At 68.6% G+C, this 18,936-nt stretch carries 16 protein-coding genes; 4 read left to right on the forward strand and 12 right to left on the reverse strand.

What is annotated here, in order from left to right:
* Positions 1 to 6 precede the first annotated feature (6 nt).
* The 3 genes from MIC98_RS10640 to MIC98_RS10650 form a co-directional block, all read right to left on the reverse strand.
* Positions 7 to 3,177, reverse strand: a complete 3,171-nt coding sequence (locus tag MIC98_RS10640) for a multidrug efflux RND transporter permease subunit (RefSeq protein WP_239737143.1) — start codon at positions 3,175 to 3,177, stop codon at positions 7 to 9.
* A gap of 110 nt (positions 3,178 to 3,287) precedes the next feature.
* Positions 3,288 to 4,496 carry an efflux RND transporter periplasmic adaptor subunit gene (locus tag MIC98_RS10645; protein WP_239737144.1) on the reverse strand — a complete coding sequence of 403 codons (1,209 nt, stop codon included), beginning with the start codon at positions 4,494 to 4,496 and terminating at the stop codon, positions 3,288 to 3,290.
* A gap of 105 nt (positions 4,497 to 4,601) precedes the next feature.
* On the reverse strand, positions 4,602 to 4,946 hold the full coding sequence (locus MIC98_RS10650; protein ID WP_239737145.1) for a hypothetical protein: 345 nt from the start codon (positions 4,944 to 4,946) through the stop codon (positions 4,602 to 4,604).
* 127 nt (positions 4,947 to 5,073) lie between these two features.
* Here MIC98_RS10650 and MIC98_RS10655 point away from each other — a divergent pair, with 127 nt between their 5' ends.
* Positions 5,074 to 6,099: a LysR family transcriptional regulator gene (locus MIC98_RS10655; protein ID WP_239737146.1), complete on the forward strand. Its 1,026-nt coding sequence runs from the start codon at positions 5,074 to 5,076 to the stop codon at positions 6,097 to 6,099.
* 63 nt (positions 6,100 to 6,162) lie between these two features.
* On the opposite strand, the gene MIC98_RS10660 is transcribed toward MIC98_RS10655, so the two are convergent.
* Positions 6,163 to 6,645, reverse strand: coding sequence for a hypothetical protein (locus MIC98_RS10660; protein ID WP_239737147.1), 483 nt, complete (start codon positions 6,643 to 6,645; stop codon positions 6,163 to 6,165).
* A 190-nt stretch (positions 6,646 to 6,835) separates the two neighbouring features.
* The gene (locus MIC98_RS10665) at positions 6,836 to 7,972 is read right to left on the reverse strand and encodes a phytase (RefSeq protein WP_239737148.1); all 1,137 of its coding nucleotides are present in this window, start codon (positions 7,970 to 7,972) and stop codon (positions 6,836 to 6,838) included.
* Between the two features lie 165 nt (positions 7,973 to 8,137).
* Between MIC98_RS10665 and MIC98_RS10670 the strand changes: the two genes are divergently transcribed.
* Positions 8,138 to 10,468 (forward strand): TonB-dependent receptor, encoded by a 2,331-nt coding sequence (locus MIC98_RS10670; RefSeq protein ID WP_239737149.1) that lies wholly within the window; start codon positions 8,138 to 8,140, stop codon positions 10,466 to 10,468.
* Positions 10,469 to 10,595: 127 nt separating this feature from the next.
* Complete coding sequence (upp, locus tag MIC98_RS10675; RefSeq protein ID WP_057641353.1) at positions 10,596 to 11,228, forward strand: uracil phosphoribosyltransferase; 633 nt, start codon at positions 10,596 to 10,598, stop codon at positions 11,226 to 11,228.
* A 103-nt stretch (positions 11,229 to 11,331) separates the two neighbouring features.
* Here upp and MIC98_RS10680 read toward each other — a convergent pair whose 3' ends face one another.
* From MIC98_RS10680 to rsmD, 6 genes are all read right to left on the reverse strand, one after another.
* Positions 11,332 to 12,225: an MBL fold metallo-hydrolase gene (locus tag MIC98_RS10680; protein ID WP_057639251.1), complete on the reverse strand. Its 894-nt coding sequence runs from the start codon at positions 12,223 to 12,225 to the stop codon at positions 11,332 to 11,334.
* Positions 12,226 to 12,450: 225 nt separating this feature from the next.
* Positions 12,451 to 14,193, reverse strand: a complete 1,743-nt coding sequence (gene ggt / locus MIC98_RS10685) for a gamma-glutamyltransferase (RefSeq protein ID WP_239737150.1) — start codon at positions 14,191 to 14,193, stop codon at positions 12,451 to 12,453.
* Complete coding sequence (locus MIC98_RS10690) at positions 14,190 to 14,474, reverse strand: YfhL family 4Fe-4S dicluster ferredoxin (protein ID WP_057639249.1); 285 nt, start codon at positions 14,472 to 14,474, stop codon at positions 14,190 to 14,192. The genes ggt and MIC98_RS10690 overlap by 4 nt, the downstream gene beginning before the upstream one ends.
* 162 nt (positions 14,475 to 14,636) lie before the next feature.
* Complete coding sequence (locus MIC98_RS10695; RefSeq protein WP_057639248.1) at positions 14,637 to 15,128, reverse strand: hypothetical protein; 492 nt, start codon at positions 15,126 to 15,128, stop codon at positions 14,637 to 14,639.
* Positions 15,129 to 15,174: 46 nt separating this feature from the next.
* Positions 15,175 to 15,681: a pantetheine-phosphate adenylyltransferase gene (gene coaD / locus MIC98_RS10700; RefSeq protein WP_057639247.1), complete on the reverse strand. Its 507-nt coding sequence runs from the start codon at positions 15,679 to 15,681 to the stop codon at positions 15,175 to 15,177.
* Positions 15,678 to 16,322, reverse strand: coding sequence for a 16S rRNA (guanine(966)-N(2))-methyltransferase RsmD (rsmD, locus tag MIC98_RS10705; protein ID WP_239737151.1), 645 nt, complete (start codon positions 16,320 to 16,322; stop codon positions 15,678 to 15,680). The genes coaD and rsmD overlap by 4 nt, the downstream gene beginning before the upstream one ends.
* A gap of 133 nt (positions 16,323 to 16,455) precedes the next feature.
* Between rsmD and htpG the strand changes: the two genes are divergently transcribed.
* On the forward strand, positions 16,456 to 18,354 hold the full coding sequence (gene htpG / locus MIC98_RS10710) for a molecular chaperone HtpG (protein ID WP_239737152.1): 1,899 nt from the start codon (positions 16,456 to 16,458) through the stop codon (positions 18,352 to 18,354).
* 250 nt (positions 18,355 to 18,604) lie between these two features.
* On the opposite strand, the gene MIC98_RS10715 is transcribed toward htpG, so the two are convergent.
* A complete protein-coding gene (locus tag MIC98_RS10715; RefSeq protein WP_057639244.1) occupies positions 18,605 to 18,904 on the reverse strand; it encodes a hypothetical protein in 300 nt (99 codons plus the stop codon).
* Positions 18,905 to 18,936: the final 32 nt, after the last annotated feature.

Genomic DNA, 18,936 nt, shown 5'->3' on the forward strand with positions numbered 1-18,936 from the left:
CGGGAATCAGTGGTGGAGGGTCGGTTCGCCGTGGCGCACCAGCTGGCCGCCGCCATTGCGGGTGACCAGCTTGCGCAGCGCGACGTAGAACACCGGGGTCAGGAACAGGCCGAACAGGGTGACGCCGAGCATGCCGGCGAACACGGTGATGCCGGTGACGCTGCGCACCTCGGCGCCGGCGCCGTGCGAGAGCACCAGCGGCACGGTGCCGGCGATGAACGCGATGGATGTCATCACGATCGGCCGCAGGCGCAGGCGGCAGGCCTCCAGCGCGGACTCGACGATGCCCTTGCCGCCCATCTCCAGCTCGCGCGCGAACTCGACGATCAGGATCGCGTTCTTGCACGCCAGCCCCATCAGCACCACCAGCCCGACCTGCACGAACACGTTGTTGTCGCCACCGGTCAGCCACACCCCGAACAGGGCGGACAGCAGCGTCATCGGCACGATCAGGATCACCGCCAGCGGCAGCGACCAGCTCTCGTACAGCGCGGCCAGCACCAGGAACGCCAGCAGGATCGCCACCGGGAACACGATGAAGGCGGCCCTGCCCTGGGTGGCCTGCTGGTAACTGAGGTCGGTCCATTCGGTGGTCATGCCCACCGGCAACACCTGCCCGGCGATCTCGGTCAGCTTGTTCATCGCCTCGGCCGAGGACAGCAGGCGCGGGTCGGCCTCGCCGGCCAGGTCGGCGGCCGGGTAGCCGTTGAAGCGCAGCACCGGGTCCGGGCCGTAGGTTTCGCGGATGCTCACCATCGAGCCGATCGGCACCATCTCGCCGCGGTCGTTGCGGGTGCGCAGCCGGCCGATGTCCTCGATGCTGTCGCGGAACTGGCCGTCGGCCTGGGCGATCACCTGCCAGGTGCGGCCGAACTGGTTGAAGTCGTTGACGTAGGCCGAGCCGAGGTAGGTCTGCAGGGTGTCGAACAGCTCGGTCAGCTGCACGCCCTGCGCCTTGGCCTTCACGCGATCCACTTCCGCGTCCAGCTGCGGCACGTTGGCCTGGTAGCTGGTGATCGGGAAGGCCATGCCCGCGGCCTGCGCGACTGCGCCCTGCATCGCCTGCACCGCGTTCTGCAACGCGCCATAGCCGAGGTTGCCGCGGTCCTCGACGAACATCTGGTAGCCATTGCCGTTGCCCAGGCCGAGGATCGGCGGCGGCATCATCGCGAAGGCGAAGCCCTCCTGCAGCCCGGCGATCTTCTGGTTGATCTCGGCGTTGATCTGCGCGGCGCTGCGGCCGTGGCGCTCGGCGAACGGCTTGAGCGGGATGAAGGCCACGCCGGTGTTGGGCGTGTTGGTGAACTGCAGCGCGTTCAGGCCGGGGAACGAGATGGTGTGCGCGACGCCATCGGTTTCCTGCGCGATCTGCGCCACCTTGCGCAGCATGGCGTCGGTCCGCGCGATGGAGGAACCCTCCGGCAGCTTCACCCCGGCGATCAGGTACAGCTTGTCCTGGGTGGGGATGAAGCCCGGCGGCACCAGCTTGAACACCACGCCGGTACCGAGCAGCAGCAGCGCATACACCGCGAACACCGCGCCGCGGCGGCCGAGGATGCGCGCCACGCCACGCTCGTATTTCTCTGAGCCGGACTTGAAGAAGCGGTTGAACGGGCGGAACACCCAGCCGAACAGGCGCTCGATCAGGCGGCTGGGGCCGTCCTTCGGCGCGCCGTGCGGCTTGAGCAGGCGCGCGGCCAGGGCCGGCGACAGGGTCAGCGAGTTGATCGCCGAGATCACCGTGGAAATGGCGATGGTCACCGCGAACTGCTTGTAGAACTGGCCGGTGACGCCGGACAGGAACGCCATCGGCACGAACACCGCGCACAGCACCAGGGCGATGGCGATGATCGGCCCGGACACCTCGCGCATGGCCTGGTGCGCGGCGGCGGTCGGCGACAGCCCTTCCTCGATGTTGCGCTCGACGTTCTCCACCACCACGATCGCATCATCGACCACGATGCCGATCGCCAGCACCAGCCCGAACAGGCTCAGCGTGTTGATCGAGAAGCCCAGCAGGTACAGCGCGGCGAAGGTGCCCACGATCGACACCGGCACCGCGATCAACGGGATGATCGAGGCGCGCCAGGTCTGCAGGAACAGGATCACCACCAGCACCACCAGCGCGATGGCTTCGAGCAGGGTGGACACCACCGCCTTGATCGAGTCGCGCACGAAGATGGTGGTGTCGTACACCGCCTCGTACTTCACGTCGGCCGGGAAGCCCTTCTGCATTTCCTCCATCGTGCCGATCACCGCGTCGCGGATCTCCAGCGCGTTGGCGCCGGGGGCCTGGAAGATGCCGATGCCCACCGCGTTCTTGCCGTCCAGCTGCGAGCGCAGGGTGTAGTCGCCGGCGCCCAGCTCCAGCCGGGCGACGTCGGCCAGCCGCACCACCTCGCCGTCGGCGCCGCTCTTGAGCACGATGTCGCCGAACTCCTGCACGCTGCGCAGGCGGCCCTGGGCGTTGATCAGGGTCAGGAAGCGGCTGTCCGGCATCGGCTCGGCGCCGAGCTGGCCGGCCGAGACCTGCACGTTCTGCTCGCGCATGGCGCGCACCACGTCGCCGGCGGTCAGCCCGCGCGAGGCGATGCGGTCCGGGTCCAGCCAGGCGCGCATGGCGTAGTCGCCGCCGCCGAAGATCTGCGCGTCGCCCACGCCGGGGATGCGGGTCAGCGCGTCCTTGACGTGCAGGCGCGCGTAGTTGCGCAGGTACAGCGTGTCGTACTTGCCGCCGGGCGAGGTCAGGTGCACCACCATCAGGAAGGTGGGCGACTGCTTCTGCGTGGTCACGCCCTGCCGGCGCACGTCCTCGGGCAGGCGTGCCTGCGCCTGCGCCACGCGGTTCTGCACCTTCACCGCGGCGTCGTCCGGGTCGGTGCCGGGGCGGAAGGTCACGGTCATCTGCAGCACGCCGTCCGAGCCGGCCACCGACTTGAGGTACATCATGTTCTCGACGCCGTTGATCGCCTCCTCCAGCGGGGTGGCGACGGTCTCGGCGATCACCTTGGGGTTGGCGCCCGGATAGACCGTGCGCACCACCACCGATGGCGGCACCACCTCCGGGTACTCGCCGACCGGCAGGATCGGGATGCTGATCAGGCCGGCGGCGAAGATCACGATCGACAGCACCGCCGCGAAGATCGGCCGGTCGATGAAGAAACGGGAAAAATCCATCTGCGGAATCCTTGGAAAGGCCGGAGCCGGGGTGCAGCCGCCCTGCCCTCGCCCGGTCGGGCGAAGGCGGCGCGACCGGCACGGGCGCCGGCGTCAGGCGGGGATGCGGGTCAGTTCAGCGCGGCGGTGCGCGGGCCGGTTGGCGGTTCGGGCTGCATCGCCACTGGCCTGGCCTGCACCGGCATGCCGGGCATGAACACCTTCTGCACGCCATCGACGATCACCCTGTCACCGGCGGCCAGGCCCTGCTCGACGATGCGCAGGCCCTCGGCGCTGCGGCCGAGGCGGACGTCGCGGCGCTGCGCCTTGCCGTCCTTGTCCACCACGTAGACGTACTTGCGATCCTGGTCGGTAAGCACCGCCCTGTCGTCGATCAGCAGCGCCTGGAACTCGCCGCTGCCGAGCAGCCGCACGCGCGCGAACAGGCCCGGGGTGAACTGGCGGTCGCGGTTGTCCAGCAGCGCGCGCACGCCGATGGTGCCGGTGCTGCGGGCGACCTGGTTGTCGAGGAAATCGACCTTGCCCTCGTGCGGGAAGCCTTCCTCGCCGCTCAGCGCCACCTTCACCGGCAGCGCCTGCTCGCGCGCGCTCGGGCGCTCGCCTTCGCGGGCCATCTGCATGTAGCGCAGGAAGGTGGATTCGTCGGCATCGAAATGGACGTGCACGGTGTCCAGCGACACCAGCGTGGTCAGCACGCTGGCCGCGTCGCCGGCGGTGACCAGGTTGCCGGCGGTGACCAGTGCGCGCCCGGCGCGGCCGTCGATCGGCGCGCGCACCCGGGTGAACTCCAGGTTCAGGCGGGCCGCGTCCAGCGCCGCCTGCGCCGCCTGCACCTGCGCGGCAGCCTGCTCGGCGCTGGCGCGGCGCTGCTCGGCGGTTTCCGCGGCGATGGCCTGCTGCTCGGCCAGGCGGCGCGCACGCTCGGATTCGCTGTGCGCCAATGCGGCCTGGGTGCGGGCGCGGGCCAGTTCGGCGCGGGCGCGGTCGAACTCGGCCTGGTAGCTGCGCGCGTCGATGGTGAACAGCACGTCGCCCTTCTTCACTTCCTGGCCTTCGACGTAGTTGACCTTGTCGATGTAGCCGGACACGCGCGGACGCAGCTCGACGCTCTGCACCGCCTCGATGCGGCCGCTGAACTCGTCCCACTGGCTGACCTGCCTGGCCAGCACCGGCGCGGCGCTGACTTCCGGCGCGGGTGGTGCCGCGGCTTCCTGCGCATGGCCGCCGCTGCAGGCGGCGAGGATGGCGATGGCAAGCGCCGACACGCCGGCAAGGGCAGCACGTCGGGCGATTCGAGGGGAACGGGAGATACCTTTCATGTCATGCATCCAATGGGGAGGGGGAGAAGTTCGGAAGTGGCGGTCAAATTCGCGTGCGTGCCGGGCGGGGCCCGCAGTGTGCGGTCGTGCTGCTGACAGCCGGTGTCAGCAGCCGGTGGAGGCAGGAAGCGAAGCACGAAGATCCGGGTCGGTGCGCCCGCCCGCGCAAATGCCGTGGCCGCGCGCCTGCAGGCGCTCCGCGCGGCCATGTCCACTGTCCCGCTCACGGAAATTTTTCTCCCGCCGATGGGACAGTGCCGCTGCAAGGAATGCGGCCAGCCGTCGGAGCGCGGGAGGCCGTGTTCCCGCACCCGCCGGTTCGCGCACCTCGCGCAACGCGGCGAAGTGCAGTGGATTCAAGCTGTTGTCCCGCCTCGGGCCATGATCGGCATTGGCAAACGTCGGCTGGCGGCGTGTCGGCAGGAAACCCGGAAGGTGGCGCAGGCGCATGGCTGCAACTCGGTCTTGAACGAGGGGCGCCAAGGTACGCCTCCAATCCATACTTGATTAGTACGAATTGAAGGGAATAATCGTCCCGCCGCCGGCACAATCCCGTCTCCGCACGAGCCCCTCCCCAATGGCCAACGATCTCAACGACACCCTGATCTTCGTCAAGGTGGTCGAACAGGGCAGCTTCACCGCTGCCGCCCGCCTGCTCGGGCAGCCCAAGACCACCGTCAGCCGCAAGGTGCAGGAACTGGAGGCGCGGCTGGGCGCGCGCCTGCTGCACCGGACCACGCGCCGCCTCGGCCTGACCGAGGCCGGCAGCGTCTACTACGACCACTGCCAGCGCATCGCCCGCGAACTGGAACAGGCCGAAAGCGCGGTGAGCCAGCTGCAGTCCGGCCCGCGCGGCTGGTTGCGCTTCACCGTGCCCTATTCGGTGGGCATCACCTGGATCGCGCCGCTGCTGGGCCAGTTCCAGGCCCAGTACCCGGAAATCCACCTGGACATGCACCTGGGCAACGAGGTGCTGGACCTGATCGCCGGCGAGGCCGACCTGGCGCTGCGCATCGGCCCCCTGCCCGACTCCAACCTGGTCGCGCGCAAGCTCGGCAGCCTGCGCACGCAGGTGTTCGCCAGCCCCGCCTACATCCACCGGCACGGTGAACCGCACCATCCCGACGAGCTGCAGCACCACCGCACGCTGGCCGTGCGCAAGCACCACCAGGGCCAGAACAACCGCTTCGCCTGGACGCTGGCCGAGGACGGCGGCGAGATGCGCGAGTTCCCGGTCAACCCGCTGGTGGTCGCCAGCGACATCTCGGCGCTGAACTCGATGCTGGTGGCCGGCGACGGGCTGATGCTCAGCAGCGACGTGATGGCCAAGCCCTTCATCGAATCGGGCATGCTGCGCCGCGTGCTGGCCGGCTGGACCGGGCCGGAATACGACTTCAACGCGGTGTTCGCCGGTGGCGGGCTGGTGTCGCCCAAGGTGCGCGCGTTCGTCGATTTCCTGGTCGAGAAACTCAACTTCGACGCCAACTACATGCTGCTGCAATGCCCCAACGGCAAGCGGCTGGCCGAACACGAATCGCCGTATTGCCAGCGCGGGCTGGAGCGGCCCGCCGAGCTGCGCGTGCTCGAAGCACTCAGCGCCTGAGCGGTTGCCGGCAACGAAAACGGCGGCCACCGGCCGCCGTTTTCCATCGCTCCCGCCGCCGGCTCAGTAGCCGGTGACGCGGTAAGGCACCACCGGCACCAGCTGCACGCCCCGGCAACCGTCGTAGCGGCTGCAGCTGCCGAAATAACCCGGCCCCCAGTAGCGCTGGCGCGCGTCGCGGTTGTACGGGCTGTTGTAGAAATCCGGCCGGTACAGGTGGCCGGCGCCGTGGTAGCGCATCGGCGTGGCGCCCTGGCTGCCACGAGAAGTCTGCGCCACGCTCGGCGCGCCATCGTCGCCGACATAGCCGAATTCGTTGTCGTAGCGGACCAGGCGGTAGTAGACGGCCTCCCCGTCCTGCTGGCGGGTGTGCAGGCGCTCCAGCCTGCCGCCACCTGCATCGACATAGGGCTGCCCGTCCTCGAACACCACCTCGCCCGGATGCACCGCCTCTTCCTCCAGTGGCGGCTGCGCCCCTGCGCTCCACGCCACCGTGGCCAGCAACAGCGCCAGCCCCGTTCCGATCCCAAGCCTGCCTGCACGCATGTCGTTCCTCCCTGCCTGCCGTCCCGCACCGTCAATGCACGATGCGGGCGCCAGGATGCCGTCGTTGTCCTTCCTCGGCGCTCGCCCCGCGGCATGATGCCGCGGGCTGCACCGGTCCATGATCCGCCGTCCGGCGGTCACGGCGAGTATAGGTGCGCGCGGGCATCGACACCACGGACGGGCCCTGCCTTCAAGGCCGCGCGCATTGCGGCAGCTTCAGCGCCGCGGCGATGTCGCGCCAGTCGAAGGCGGCCACGCCTTGGTCCAGGTGCGAGGCGTAGAACACGCCCTGCGGGAAGCGCGCATCGCCGCGCGCATCCAGCCACACGCCATCGGTCAGGCCGGTGACCTTGCCGGCGAAGGAACCGGCATGGGCCAGGCTGATGCGGTCGAACAGGTGGAACACGGTGCGGTCGGCGAACTGGTCGCTGGCCACCCACCAGCCGCCGCCGTCGGCGCAGGCCATCAGCGCGATGCCCTCGGCCTGGGCCCTGTACTGGCCGGCGCCGACGTCGCGGCCGAGGTAGCGTCCCTGCAGATCGTACTCGCGCAGGCGGGTGCCGGTGGGTACGTCCTCCTCGGCCACCAGCAGGCGGCCGTGCGCCTCGTCGCCGAACAGCGATTCCGGTATGCGGATCGCGCCGGCCATGCTGGTGTCGCCGAAGCTGCCGGCATCGCGCGCCTGCCAGCCATCGCCACTTCGCGTCACCTCGTAGCGGCGGAAACGGCGGTCCAGTTGCGCCAGCGGCGGCACGACGTCGTCGCCGTCGGCATCCTCGCCGGCCATGTAGGCATCGCTGACCAGCACCTCGTAGCCCTCGCCCTTCGCCCGCACCCACAGGCCATAGGGCTGCCGCAGGGCGTCCTCGCCGAAGGCCAGCAGCGGCGTGAACTCCGGCAGCGCGAACATCTGCACGCGCTGGTTGTCGCGCTCGACCACGAACAGGTAGCGGTCGTCGATGGTCGCCACGCCATTGGGGCGCCGCAACTGGCCCAACGCCTTGCCGGGGCCGCCCACCGTGCGCAGGCGCCGGCCGCTGTCGCCGTCGTAGACCACCAGCGCATCGGTGGCCTTGGCCGTGGCCACCAGCATGCGCCTGCCGTCCTGCAGCCAACTGGCCGGCGAGTCGATGTTCTCCTCGGGGGTGGCTTCGGTCACGAAGGCTTCGCGCACCACCACGTGCGGCACGTCGTGGTCACGCAGCAGCACGTCGTCGGCGTCGTACTGGTCCGGTTCGCGGTCGGCCACGGCGGGCATGGCCGAACAGGCCACGAGCGGCAACAACAACAGCGCCGGCAACAGGCGGAATGAACAACGCGGCGTCATGGGGTTCCTCGATGCACAGGGGGAGTCGGCCGCGCATCGTATGACCCGGATGTGACAATCCGGAGAACCGGCACGCCACCGCCACCACGCGTCGTTCCTGTCACATCACTGCCATTCCCCGCGGTGAAAGTTCCGTTCATTTACAACCCACGGAACTTCCACCCGATGAAACGCAACACCTTGGCGCTGCGCCTGTCGCAAGCCCTCGCCTGCGCCGCCCTGCTTCCCGCCGGCGTCGCACTGGCGCAGGTTTCCACCCCGGATGGCGCGGCCGCGGCCAGCGGCGAGCCGAAGCAGCTGGACACCGTCGTGGTCCAGGGCGAGATCGCCTACCGCAACCGCAGCGCCGACATCGAGCCGGTGCTGTCCTACGACCTGGAGTACTTCCAGCGCTTCGAGCCGAACACCGTCGGCGACATGCTCAAGCGGGTGCCGGGCGTGACCTTCGTCGGCTCTGACATCATGGAGTTCGACGGCGCGATGATGCGCGGCATGGCCGCCGGCTACACCCAGGTGCTGATCAACGGCAAGAAGGTGCCCGGCGCGGGCGACGACCGTTCGTTCTGGGTGGACCGCATCCCCGCCGAGATGGTGGACCACATCGAGATCCTGCGCAGCGCCAGCGCCAACCGCAGCGGCGACGCGATGGCCGGCGCGATCAACATTGTCCTGCGCGATTCCTACCAGTTCGACGGAAGCTACCTGCGCGTGGGCGTCAACCGCTGGTTCGACGGCGAGGTCAACCCGACCTTCGGCACGGTGAGCAGCGGCCGGGCACTCGGCGGCCGGCTGCTGGCCGGCATCAACGTGCAGGACCGCTACCGCGGCAAGATCAAGCGCTCGGACCGCTATACAGACCCGGGCAAACAGGAGCTGCTCAGCTGGGAGGACCAGGACGAGGTGAAGGACGGCCGCGACTATTCGGGCAACGTCTCCTATACCGCCGACATCGGCGAAAGCGGGCGGCTGGACATCAACGGCTTCTTCGTCAAGACCGACCGCGACGTCACCGAGGTGTCGCACGAGGTGGAATACGACGACGGCGACGTCATCGAATCCAACGTCCCCGGCCTGAACCCGATCAAGCAGAAGAACTGGGGCATCGGCGCCGGCTATCGCTTCGACATGGCCGGTGGCACCACGAAATTCGACCTGGACTTCGCCCGTTTCGAGGACGACAGCGCCGAAAGCGAGGAAAAGCACGAATACGTCAACGGCGAATGGGACGCCTCCGAGGCCGAAGCCGAAGCGGTGGACGCCCGCGACACCGAAACCGGCTTCAAGCTCGCGCACCTGCGCCCGCTCGGTGCCGCCGAACTGGAGTTCGGCATCGACTACCGCCGCAAGAAGCGCGACGTGTCCTACACCACCCACGAATGGGAGGCCGAGAACGAAGGCGACCCGGTGGCCTACGAACTGGACGGCACCATCGGTTCGCTGATCGAGGAAACCCGGCTCGATCCCTACCTGATGCTGTCCGGCCGCGGCGGCGCACTGTCCTGGGAAACCGGCCTGCGCTACGAGACCACCCGCTCGGACGTGCGCTACCACGAGGACGGCGACGTCGAGGGCCAGGCTCGCCGCGACTACAACGAACTGCTGCCCTCGCTGCACCTGAAGTGGGACATAAGCGAACAGACCCGCATCAACCTGTCGCTGGCCCGCACCCTCAAGCGGCCCAATTTCAACGAACTGATCCCGGCAGTGCTGGACGGCGAATACGGCGACAACGACTACGTCGGCAACCCGCGCCTGCTGCCGGAAACCGCAAACGGCATCGATCTGGGCTTCGAACGCCGGCTCGGCAAGCACGGCGTGGTCGGCGTCAACCTGTTCTACCGCGACGTGAAGAACCTGATCGAGCTGGTCAACACCGGCGAATGGAGCGAGGACGCATTGGACAGCTACGCCAAGGACCTGAAGAAATTCCTCGCCGCCAACCCCGGCGCCAGCGAGCAGGATTTCGCGTTCGATCCGGAAAGCTGGCTGTTCACCTCGGCCAACGTCGGCAACGGCACCGTGCGCGGCGTGGAGTTCGACCTGGCCACCCCGCTGACCGCGCTGGGCCTGCCCGACACCGGCGTGTTCCTCAACTACTCCTGGCTGGACAGCAAGGTCGCCGACTTCATGGGCGAGCGCCGCTTCAACGACCAGGCGCGCAGCGTCTACAACGTCGGCTTCATCCACGACATGCCGTCGCTGGCAGCCAGCTTCGGCGCCACCTACCGCAGGCAGGGCGACGCCTACAGCCGCATCCTGTCCGAGGAGGTCACGGTCAGGTACGGTAACGACCTGGAACTGTTCGTCGAGAAGCGCTTCGGCAGGAACCTGTCCGTGCGCCTGAGCGCGGCCAACCTGCTGGACGCCTCCAAGGACGAGTTCTTCCACAAGTTCGACAACCTCGACGACCAGCTCGGCCGCAAATACGACGAATACGAGTTGGAAACCGAAGAAGCCGGCCCCAGCTACCAGTTGGTGATGCGCTGGGCGTTCTGAGCCGCGGCGGTGCATGCCGGGATGGGGAAACCGGCCGCGCGCCGGTTTCTTCTGTGTGGAAGCATGCTTTTGTGAAGACACGGGGTTCTGGTGCAGACTTCCCGCCATTCCATCGCCGCAGGCCGCCATGAAGATCGTCGAAGTCCGCCATCCCCTCGTCCGGCACAAGATCGGCCTGCTGCGGCAAGCCACGCTCAACACCAAGGATTTCCGCGAACTGGTCAACGAGCTGGGCAGCCTGCTGGCCTACGAGGCCACCGCCGATCTGGAAACAGAAGCGCACACCTTGCAGGGCTGGGCCGGGCCGGTCGCGGTGCAGCGCATCGCCGGCGCCAAGATCACGCTGGTGCCGATCCTGCGCGCCGGGCTGGGCATGCTGACCGGCGTGCTGGCGCTGATCCCCACCGCGCGCGTGAGCGTGGTCGGCCTGCAGCGCGACGAGGAAACCCTGCAGCCAGTGCCCTACTTCGAGCGCCTGACCGGCCGGCTGGAGGAACGCGACGCGCTGATCCTCGACCCGATGCTGGCCACCGGCGGCACCCTGATCGCCACCATCGACATGCTCAAGCGCGCCGGCGCGCGCCGTATCAAGGGCATCTTCCTGGTCGCCGCGCCGGAAGGACTGAAGGCGCTGGAAGCGGCGCACCCCGACGTGGAGGTCTATACCGCCGCCATCGACGAGCGGCTCAACGACAAGGGCTACATCCTGCCCGGCCTGGGCGATGCCGGCGACCGCATCTTCGGCACCCGCGTCGGCTGAGGCGCCGCAATGCCGGCGTAGCGACGCAGGGGCGACGCAAGTCGCGATGACGCTTTCCCGGTAAAGCCCGATCGCGACTTGCGTCGCCCCTGCACCAGGCGGATCACGCCATTCCGGGTACGTGCGCCCTCAGCTCCGGCAACTCGTGGGCGGTGCCGAAGCGGCCCCTGTCGTCGCGCACCACCTGCGCCATCGCGCACTGCGGGTCGTGGGTGAAGAACAGGTGCACGTTGCGCGCCAGCTTGTCCTCCAGGAACGCGCGCTTCTCGTCGATCAGCAGTTCCGCGTTGCGGTCGTAGCCCATCGTGATCGGCACGTGCACCCACGAACGGCCGGGGATCAGGTCGGCGCAGAACACCACGCCGCCATGCGGCTGGCCATCCACCTGCGCCGGGCCGACGATCTCGGCCAGCATCAGGCCCGGCGTGTGGCCGTCGCTGAAGCTGAAACGCACCGACTCGCCCAAGGCCCGCGAATGTTCGCCGGACACGATTTCCAGCCGCCCGCTGGCTTCCAGCAGGCCCGGCAGTTCCGGGATGAAGCTGGCGCGGTCACGCGGGTGCGGGTGCCGCGCGCGTTCCCAGTGCGCGGCGCCAATCACGAAGGTGGCGTTGGGAAACAGCAGTTCCGGCGCGCGTCCTTCCGACCACGGCGCCAGCAGGCCGCCGGCGTGGTCGAAGTGCAGGTGGCTGAGCACCACCACGTCGATGTCCTCGTGCTCGAAGCCGGCCTCGCGCAGCGAATCGATCAGGATGTGCCGCGGTTCCTGCACGCCGTAGCGCTCGCGCAGCTTCGGCTCGAAGAACGCGCCGATGCCGGTCTCGAACAGCACCGTCTTGCCGCCCAGCGGGCTGGCCAGCAGCGCCCGGCAGGCCAGTTCTATGCGGTTGGCCTCGTCGGCCGGCGCCCACTTGCCCCACATCGCCTTGGGCGCGTTGCCGAACATCGCGCCCCCGTCCAGCTTCTGGCTGTTGCCACGGATCGACCATAGTTTCATGTGAAAAATTCTAACGGCGTCGCGTTAAATATTTGCAAGCCGTCACATGAAATCGGCAAGGGAGAAACCTCGTGCAACCTGGCATCAAGAGGGCTTCGCCCCCGTCCCCTCTCCCCAACCCCGCTTCGCGCCCCGGCCCTTGCGCTGGCGCAAGGGCGTTCGAGGGACAGCGAACCGGTGGTTCGCAAACTGCCCCCCTCACCCCGAAGGGAGAGGGGCTTTGCATCACTCGCCCTGCCCGGTCCGGCGCACCTCGGCGCTGCCTACCGGGTTGCGCGGGTCGCTGCCACCGCGCAGGGTGTTGTCGCGGCGATCCCATTCCACCGTCTGCAGGTTGCCCCAGACGTGGCTGGAACCGCGGCCACCGGCGGCACTGTCGCCCGGCAGGTCGATCTTGTGGCCCATCTGTTGCAGCTGGCTCACCGTTTCCGGCGTGAACGCGCCGCTCTCGGCATCGATCACGTCCGGCAGCCACTGGTGGTGGTAGCGCGGCAGCGCCGCGACCTGCTGCGCGTCCAGCCCGGCGTCGTAGCCGAGGATGCCCAGCAGCACCATGGTGATGATGCGGCTGCCGCCCGGGGTGCCAAGCACGATGACCTTGTCGGCGTTCTCCATGAAGGTCGGCGTCATCGAGCTGAGCATGCGCTTGCCCGGCTTCGGCGCGTTGGCCTCGTAACCCATCACCCCGAACGCGTTGGGCGTGCCGGGCTTGAGCGCGAAGTCGTCCATCTCGTTGTTGAGCAGCACGCCGGTGCCGGCCGGGATGAAGCCCGAGCCGTACAGCAGGTTCACCGTCTGCGTGGCGCCGACGCGGTTGCCCTCGCCGTCGATGATCGAGAAGTGGGTGGTCTCGTCGTCCTCCAGCGGCGTCGGGTTGCCCGACAGCAGGTCGCTGGGGGTGGCCTTGTCCGGGTGGATGGTCGCGCGCAGGCCCTGCGCGTAATCGCGGCTGGTCAGCACCTGCTGCGGGATCTGCACGAAATCCGGGTCGCCGAGGAAGAAGGTGCGGTCGCGGTAGGCGCGGCGCATCGCTTCCACCACCAGATGGGCGCGGTGGGCCTCGTCCAGCGCGGCCAGGTCCCAGCCTTCGAGGATCTGCAGCATCGACGCCAGCGCGATGCCGCCGGAGGACGGCGGCGGCGCGGTGGTGATCTTCCAGCCGCGGTAGTCGAACACGATCGGCTCGCGCGCCTTGACCGTGTATCCGGCCAGTTCCTCGGCGGTCCACTGGCCACCGGCCTTCTTCACCCCCGCCAGCAGCTTCTTCGCGGTCTCGCCGCGGTAGAAGCCGTCGAAGCCCTTGTCCGCCAGCAGTTGCAGCGTGTGCGCCAGCTCCGGCTGCTTGAAGACATCGCCCTCGGCGATCGGGCGGCCATTGCGCAGGTAGACCTCGCGCGTGCCGGGGTAGCGCTCCATCACCTCGCGGCGCATGGCGTAGCCGCGTGCCATGCGCGCGTAGACCGGGAAGCCCTCGCTGGCGATGCGGATGGCCGGCGCCAGCGACTCGGCCAGCGGCAGGCGGCCGTGCTCGCCGGCAACCTTGACCAGCATCGCCGGCAGGCCGGGGATGCCGGCCGACCACGGGCCGTTGACCGAGCGGTCGCGGTCGAGGTTGCCGGCCTTGTCGAGGAAGCGCTCGGGCGTGGCCGCCGCCGGCGAGGTTTCGCGCGCGTCGAGCATCACGTCCTTGCCGGTGGCCGCGTCATGCAGCAGGAAGAACCCGCCGCCGCCCAGGCCGGAGCTGATCGGCTCGACCACCGCCAGTGTCGAGGACACCGCGACCGCGGCGTCGAACGCGTTGCCGCCCTTGGCCAGGATTTCCATGCCGGCCTGCGTGGCCAGCGCGTGGCCGCTGGCGATCGCCGCGCCATCGGGATGCTCGGCACGCGCGGGCGCACCCTCGGCGGCCCAGGCGGCGGGCGCCAGCAGCAGGGCGAACAGCAGCAGGGAACGGGCAGCGTGTTTCATTCCGTCGGGTTCTCCGGTTCGTAGAGTTCGGGATGGTCGCGCTGCAGGCCGTACAGCTTGGCCAGCAGTTGTTCGTGGGTTTCGACGATGTCCGGATCGGGGTCGATGCACTCCACCGGGCACACCACCACGCATTGCGGCTCGTCGAAGTGACCGACGCATTCGGTGCAGCGGGCCGGGTCGATCACGTAGATCGTCTCGCCCATCGAGATCGCCTTGTTCGGACAGGCTGGCTCGCAGACGTCGCAGTTGACGCAGAGCTCGTTGATTTTGAGGGACATTGCCTGGACTGCCGTTCCCGCCAACGCGGGAGGAACTGCGCGACGGGCGCGGGCCCGATGCATCGCTCCTGTTGTTTCGTGCCTGCCGCAGGCGCCTCCCGCTCGGTGCGGGGCGGCGCCGCGGCGAAGGCGGGGTCGCGCGAACGCGGCCCCGCCACTGCGTCACTTGGCTTCGACGAAGATGTAGTCGGCGCCGGTGGGCTTGACGATGGTCTGCACGCGGGCGTTGTCGGCGGCATCGCCGATGAACACCACGCGCACGCCCTTCATCGAATCGGCCTGCACGTCCTTGAACGCGGTCTCGATCAGGTCGGCCATCTTCGCCGAAGCCGACGAGCCGAAAGCCAGCATGTTGCCCGGCGACACGCCGCGGCCGATGGCGGCGGTGGCGCTTTCGACCTGGCGCTGGTACTTGGCGTCGAACTCCGGGTCCGATTCCGGCGACAGGTAGTACAGGAACGGGTTGTTGCTGATGTTGCCCATGTTCTGCACGGCCACGGCCTGCAGGTACTTGCGCCAGCCGGCGTCGTCGTCCTTGGCCGGCGCCACCAGCGCCTGCTGTGCGTCGGCGACCGGGGCGGCCTCCTGCTTGTTGCAGGCGGTGAAGCCCAGCACCAGCGAAGCGGCAAGCATCACGCGCATCGTGTTCTTCATGGTTCGTCTCCCTCTGACTTTCGGTTCGTTGTGGCTGTTGGGGGATTCAGTGGCCCGCGCGTGCCTGCCGGGCCTTGCGCAGGGCCTCCAGCACCGTGGCCGGCACGAAGCCGGACACGTCGCCCCCGAGCCGGGCGATTTCGCGCACCAGCGAGGAGGAAATGAAGCTGTGCTGTTCGGACGGGGTCAGGAACAGGGTCTCGACCTCCGGGATCAGGTGGCGGTTCATGCTCGCCATCTGGAATTCGTATTCGAAATCGGACACCGCGCGCAGGCCGCGCAGCAGCACGCCACCGTGCACCGCGCGCACGAAATGCGCCAGCAGCGTGTCGAAGCCGACCACCTCGACGTTGTCGTGGCGCGACAACGCCTCGCGCGCCAGTTCCACGCGCAGCTCCAGCGGCAGCGTCGGCCCCTTCGACGGGCTCTGCGCCACGCCCACGATGATCTTCTCGAACAGCGGCGCGGCCCGGTGCACCAGGTCGATGTGACCGTTGGTGATCGGGTCGAACGTGCCCGGGTAGACGGCGATGCGGGGGTTGGGCGAAGTCATGCGGACGGAGTCGCGTTCAGGTCACCGCGGAGTGTAGCAGTGGCGCGCCGGTACAGGGCATGGGCCACATCGCGGGTGCCGCCTTCGCGGTACGGCTGCCAGCCCGGCGGCAACTGCAGCATCGCTCCGGCCGGCGCCTCCACGTACAGCCATGCGCCTTCGGCGAGGTGGCGCGGCAGCAGCTCGAATACCGGCGCCCACAAGCCGGCGGCGAACGGCGGGTCGACGAACACGATGTCGGCCTGCATGGGCGGCGCGGTTTCCAGCCAGCGCAACGCATCGCCGGCGGCGACCTGCACCTGCGCCTGCGCGCCCAGCCGCTCCACCACGCCACGCAGCGCCGCCACCAGTGCCGGATCGCGCTCGACCAGTTGCGCCGACGCCGCGCCGCGCGACACCGCTTCCAGCCCCAATGCGCCACTGCCGGCGAACAGGTCCAGCACCCGCGCGCCCGGCAGCTTCGGCATCAGCCAGTTGAACAGGGTCTCGCGCACCCGGTCGCTGGTCGGGCGCAGGCCCTGCACCTGCGGTACCTGCAGCCGCGTGTTGCGCCAGCGCCCGCCGATGATGCGCACCTGCCCTGCTCCGCCATGAGCGGGGCGTGGCGGCGCGGAGCCGGAAGAACGGGGGGGACGGGACATGCGCGCCGGCAAGGTAGGTGGGCCGGCATGATAAGCCGAACCTGCCGCGGATCTTGAAATCCGCCGTCCGGCCCATACCCCGGGAGCCATCGGCCGCCATGCGGCCCGGGCAACCCACGGAGCAAACCTGACGATGACCGCCGCAACCCAGAAGGAAACCCGCGGTTTCCAGACCGAGGTGAAGCAGCTGCTGCACCTGATGATCCACTCGCTGTACTCGAACAAGGAAATCTTCCTGCGCGAGCTGGTCTCCAACGCCGCCGACGCCGCCGACAAGCTGCGTTTCGAGGCGCTGACCCGGCCGGAACTGCTGGAAGGCGGCGCGCCGCTGCGCATCCGCATCGAGGCCGACCCGGCCGCGCGCACCCTGACCATCGACGACAACGGCATCGGCCTGAGCCGCGAGGAAGCCATCGCCCACCTCGGCACCATCGCCAAGTCCGGCACCGCCGAGTTCCTGAAGAACCTGTCCGGCGACCAGAAGAAGGACGCCAACCTGATCGGCCAGTTCGGCGTGGGCTTCTATTCGGCCTTCATCGTCGCCGACCAGGTGGACGTGTACAGCCGCCGCGCCGGGTTGCCGGCCAGCGAGGGCGTGCATTGGTCCTCGCGCGGCGAAGGCGAGTTCGAGATCGAGGGCATCGACAAGCCCGAGCGCGGCACCCGCATCGTGCTGCACCTGAAGGAAGGCGAGGAAGGCTTCGCCGACGGCTGGAAGCTGCGCGGGCTGGTCAAGAAGTATTCGGACCACATCGGCCTGCCGATCGAATTGCAGAAGGAGCAGCACGGCGAGGACAAGCCCGAGGCGCCGGAGTGGGAAGCGGTCAACAAGGCCAACGCGCTGTGGACCCGGCCCAAGACCGAGATCACGGACGAGGAATACAAGGAGTTCTACAAGCACATCAGCCACGACTTCAGCGACCCGCTGGCGTGGAGCCACAACAAGGTCGAGGGCAAGCTGGAGTACACCTCGCTGCTGTACACCCCCGGCCGCGCGCCGTTCGACCTGTACCAGCGCGACGCCGCCAAGGGCCTGAAGCTGTACGTGCAGCGCGTCTTCATCATGGACCAGGCCGAGCAGTTCCTGCCGCTGTACCTGCGTTTCATCAAGGGCGTGATCGATTCCAGCGACCTGCCGCTGAACGTCTCGCGCGAGATCCTGCAGTCCGGCCCGGTGATCGACTCGATGAAGTCGGCCCTGACCAAGCGTTCGCTGGACATGCTGGAGAAGCTGGCAAAGGACCGGCCCGAGGATTACGCCGGCTTCTGGAAGAACTTCGGCCAGGTGCTGAAGGAAGGCCCCGCCGAGGATTTCGGCAACCGCGAGAAGATCGCCGGCCTGCTGCGCTTCGCCTCCACCTTTGATGCCAGCGGCGAGCAGGGCGTGGCGCTGGCCGATTACGTCGGGCGCATGGTCGAGGGCCAGGACAAGATCTACTACCTCACTGGCGAGAGCCACCTGCAGGTCAAGGACAGCCCGCACCTGGAGGTGTTCCGCAAGAAGGGCATCGAAGTGCTGCTGATGACCGACCGCATCGACGAATGGCTTATGAGCTACCTGCACGAGTTCGACGGCAAGTCGTTCGTGGACGTGGCGCGCGGCGACCTCGACCTCGGCACGCTGGATACCGAGGAGGAAAAGAAGGCGCAGGAAGAAACCGCCAAGGCCAAGGAAGCGCTGGCCATCCGCATCAAGACCGCGCTCGGCGAGGACGTGGCCGAGGTGCGCGTCTCCCACCGCCTGACCGACTCGCCGGCGATCCTTGCCATCGGCGAGCAGGACCTCGGCCTGCAGATGCGCCAGATCCTGGAGGCCAGCGGGCAGAAGGTACCCGAGAGCAAGCCGGTGTTCGAGTTCAACCCGGACCACCCGCTGATCGAGAAGCTGGACGCCGAGCCGGACCTGGATCGCTTCGACGACCTGGCCCGCGTGCTGTTCGACCAGGCCGCGCTGGCCGCCGGCGACGGCCTGAAGGACCCGGCCGCCTACGTGCGCCGGCTCAACAAGCTGCTGCTGGAGCTGTCGGCCTGATGCGTTGTGAGCCCCTCTCCCATCGGGAGAGGGGTTGGGGTGCGGGGCGAACGCAGTCCATGATGTCTGAACCATCTGGACTGCGTTCGCCCCTCATCCGCCCTTCGGGCACCTCGCTTCGTGCCCCGGCCCACGCCAGCGGCGTGGGCGCTCAACCGCACGCACGCCAGTGGCGCGCAAGCCGTGCGGCCTCGCCCCGCAGGGAGAAGGAAAACCATCGCGCACCAAGGTGTGCTCCTGCCGGTTTGCCTCACGCGAACGCGTCGAACAGACTTCCCAGCATCTCGTTCCCGCGGCGAATCACCACCGCATTGGCGGCGAAGGCCACTTCATAGGTCTTCGCCGCCAACAGGTCGGTGACCATGTCCGGTGCTTCATCGCCCGTGGTCACCTGCGCGGTGGCGCCGCCCCCCTGAATCGTCTGCACCGTCAGCACCTGCCGCGGCACCACCGGCCGCACCGGCTGCACCGCGACGTTGTGCGCCGACACGCGCATGCCCATCACGGCCACGCGCATGCCGGAAGCGGCAATCGGGGAAATCGTGTTCATGCCACCACATCGGCCGGAAACACGCGGACTTT

Source organism: Stenotrophomonas sp. NLF4-10, from assembly GCF_022359915.1.
GTDB classification, from domain to species: Bacteria; Pseudomonadota; Gammaproteobacteria; order Xanthomonadales; family Xanthomonadaceae; genus Stenotrophomonas; species Stenotrophomonas daejeonensis.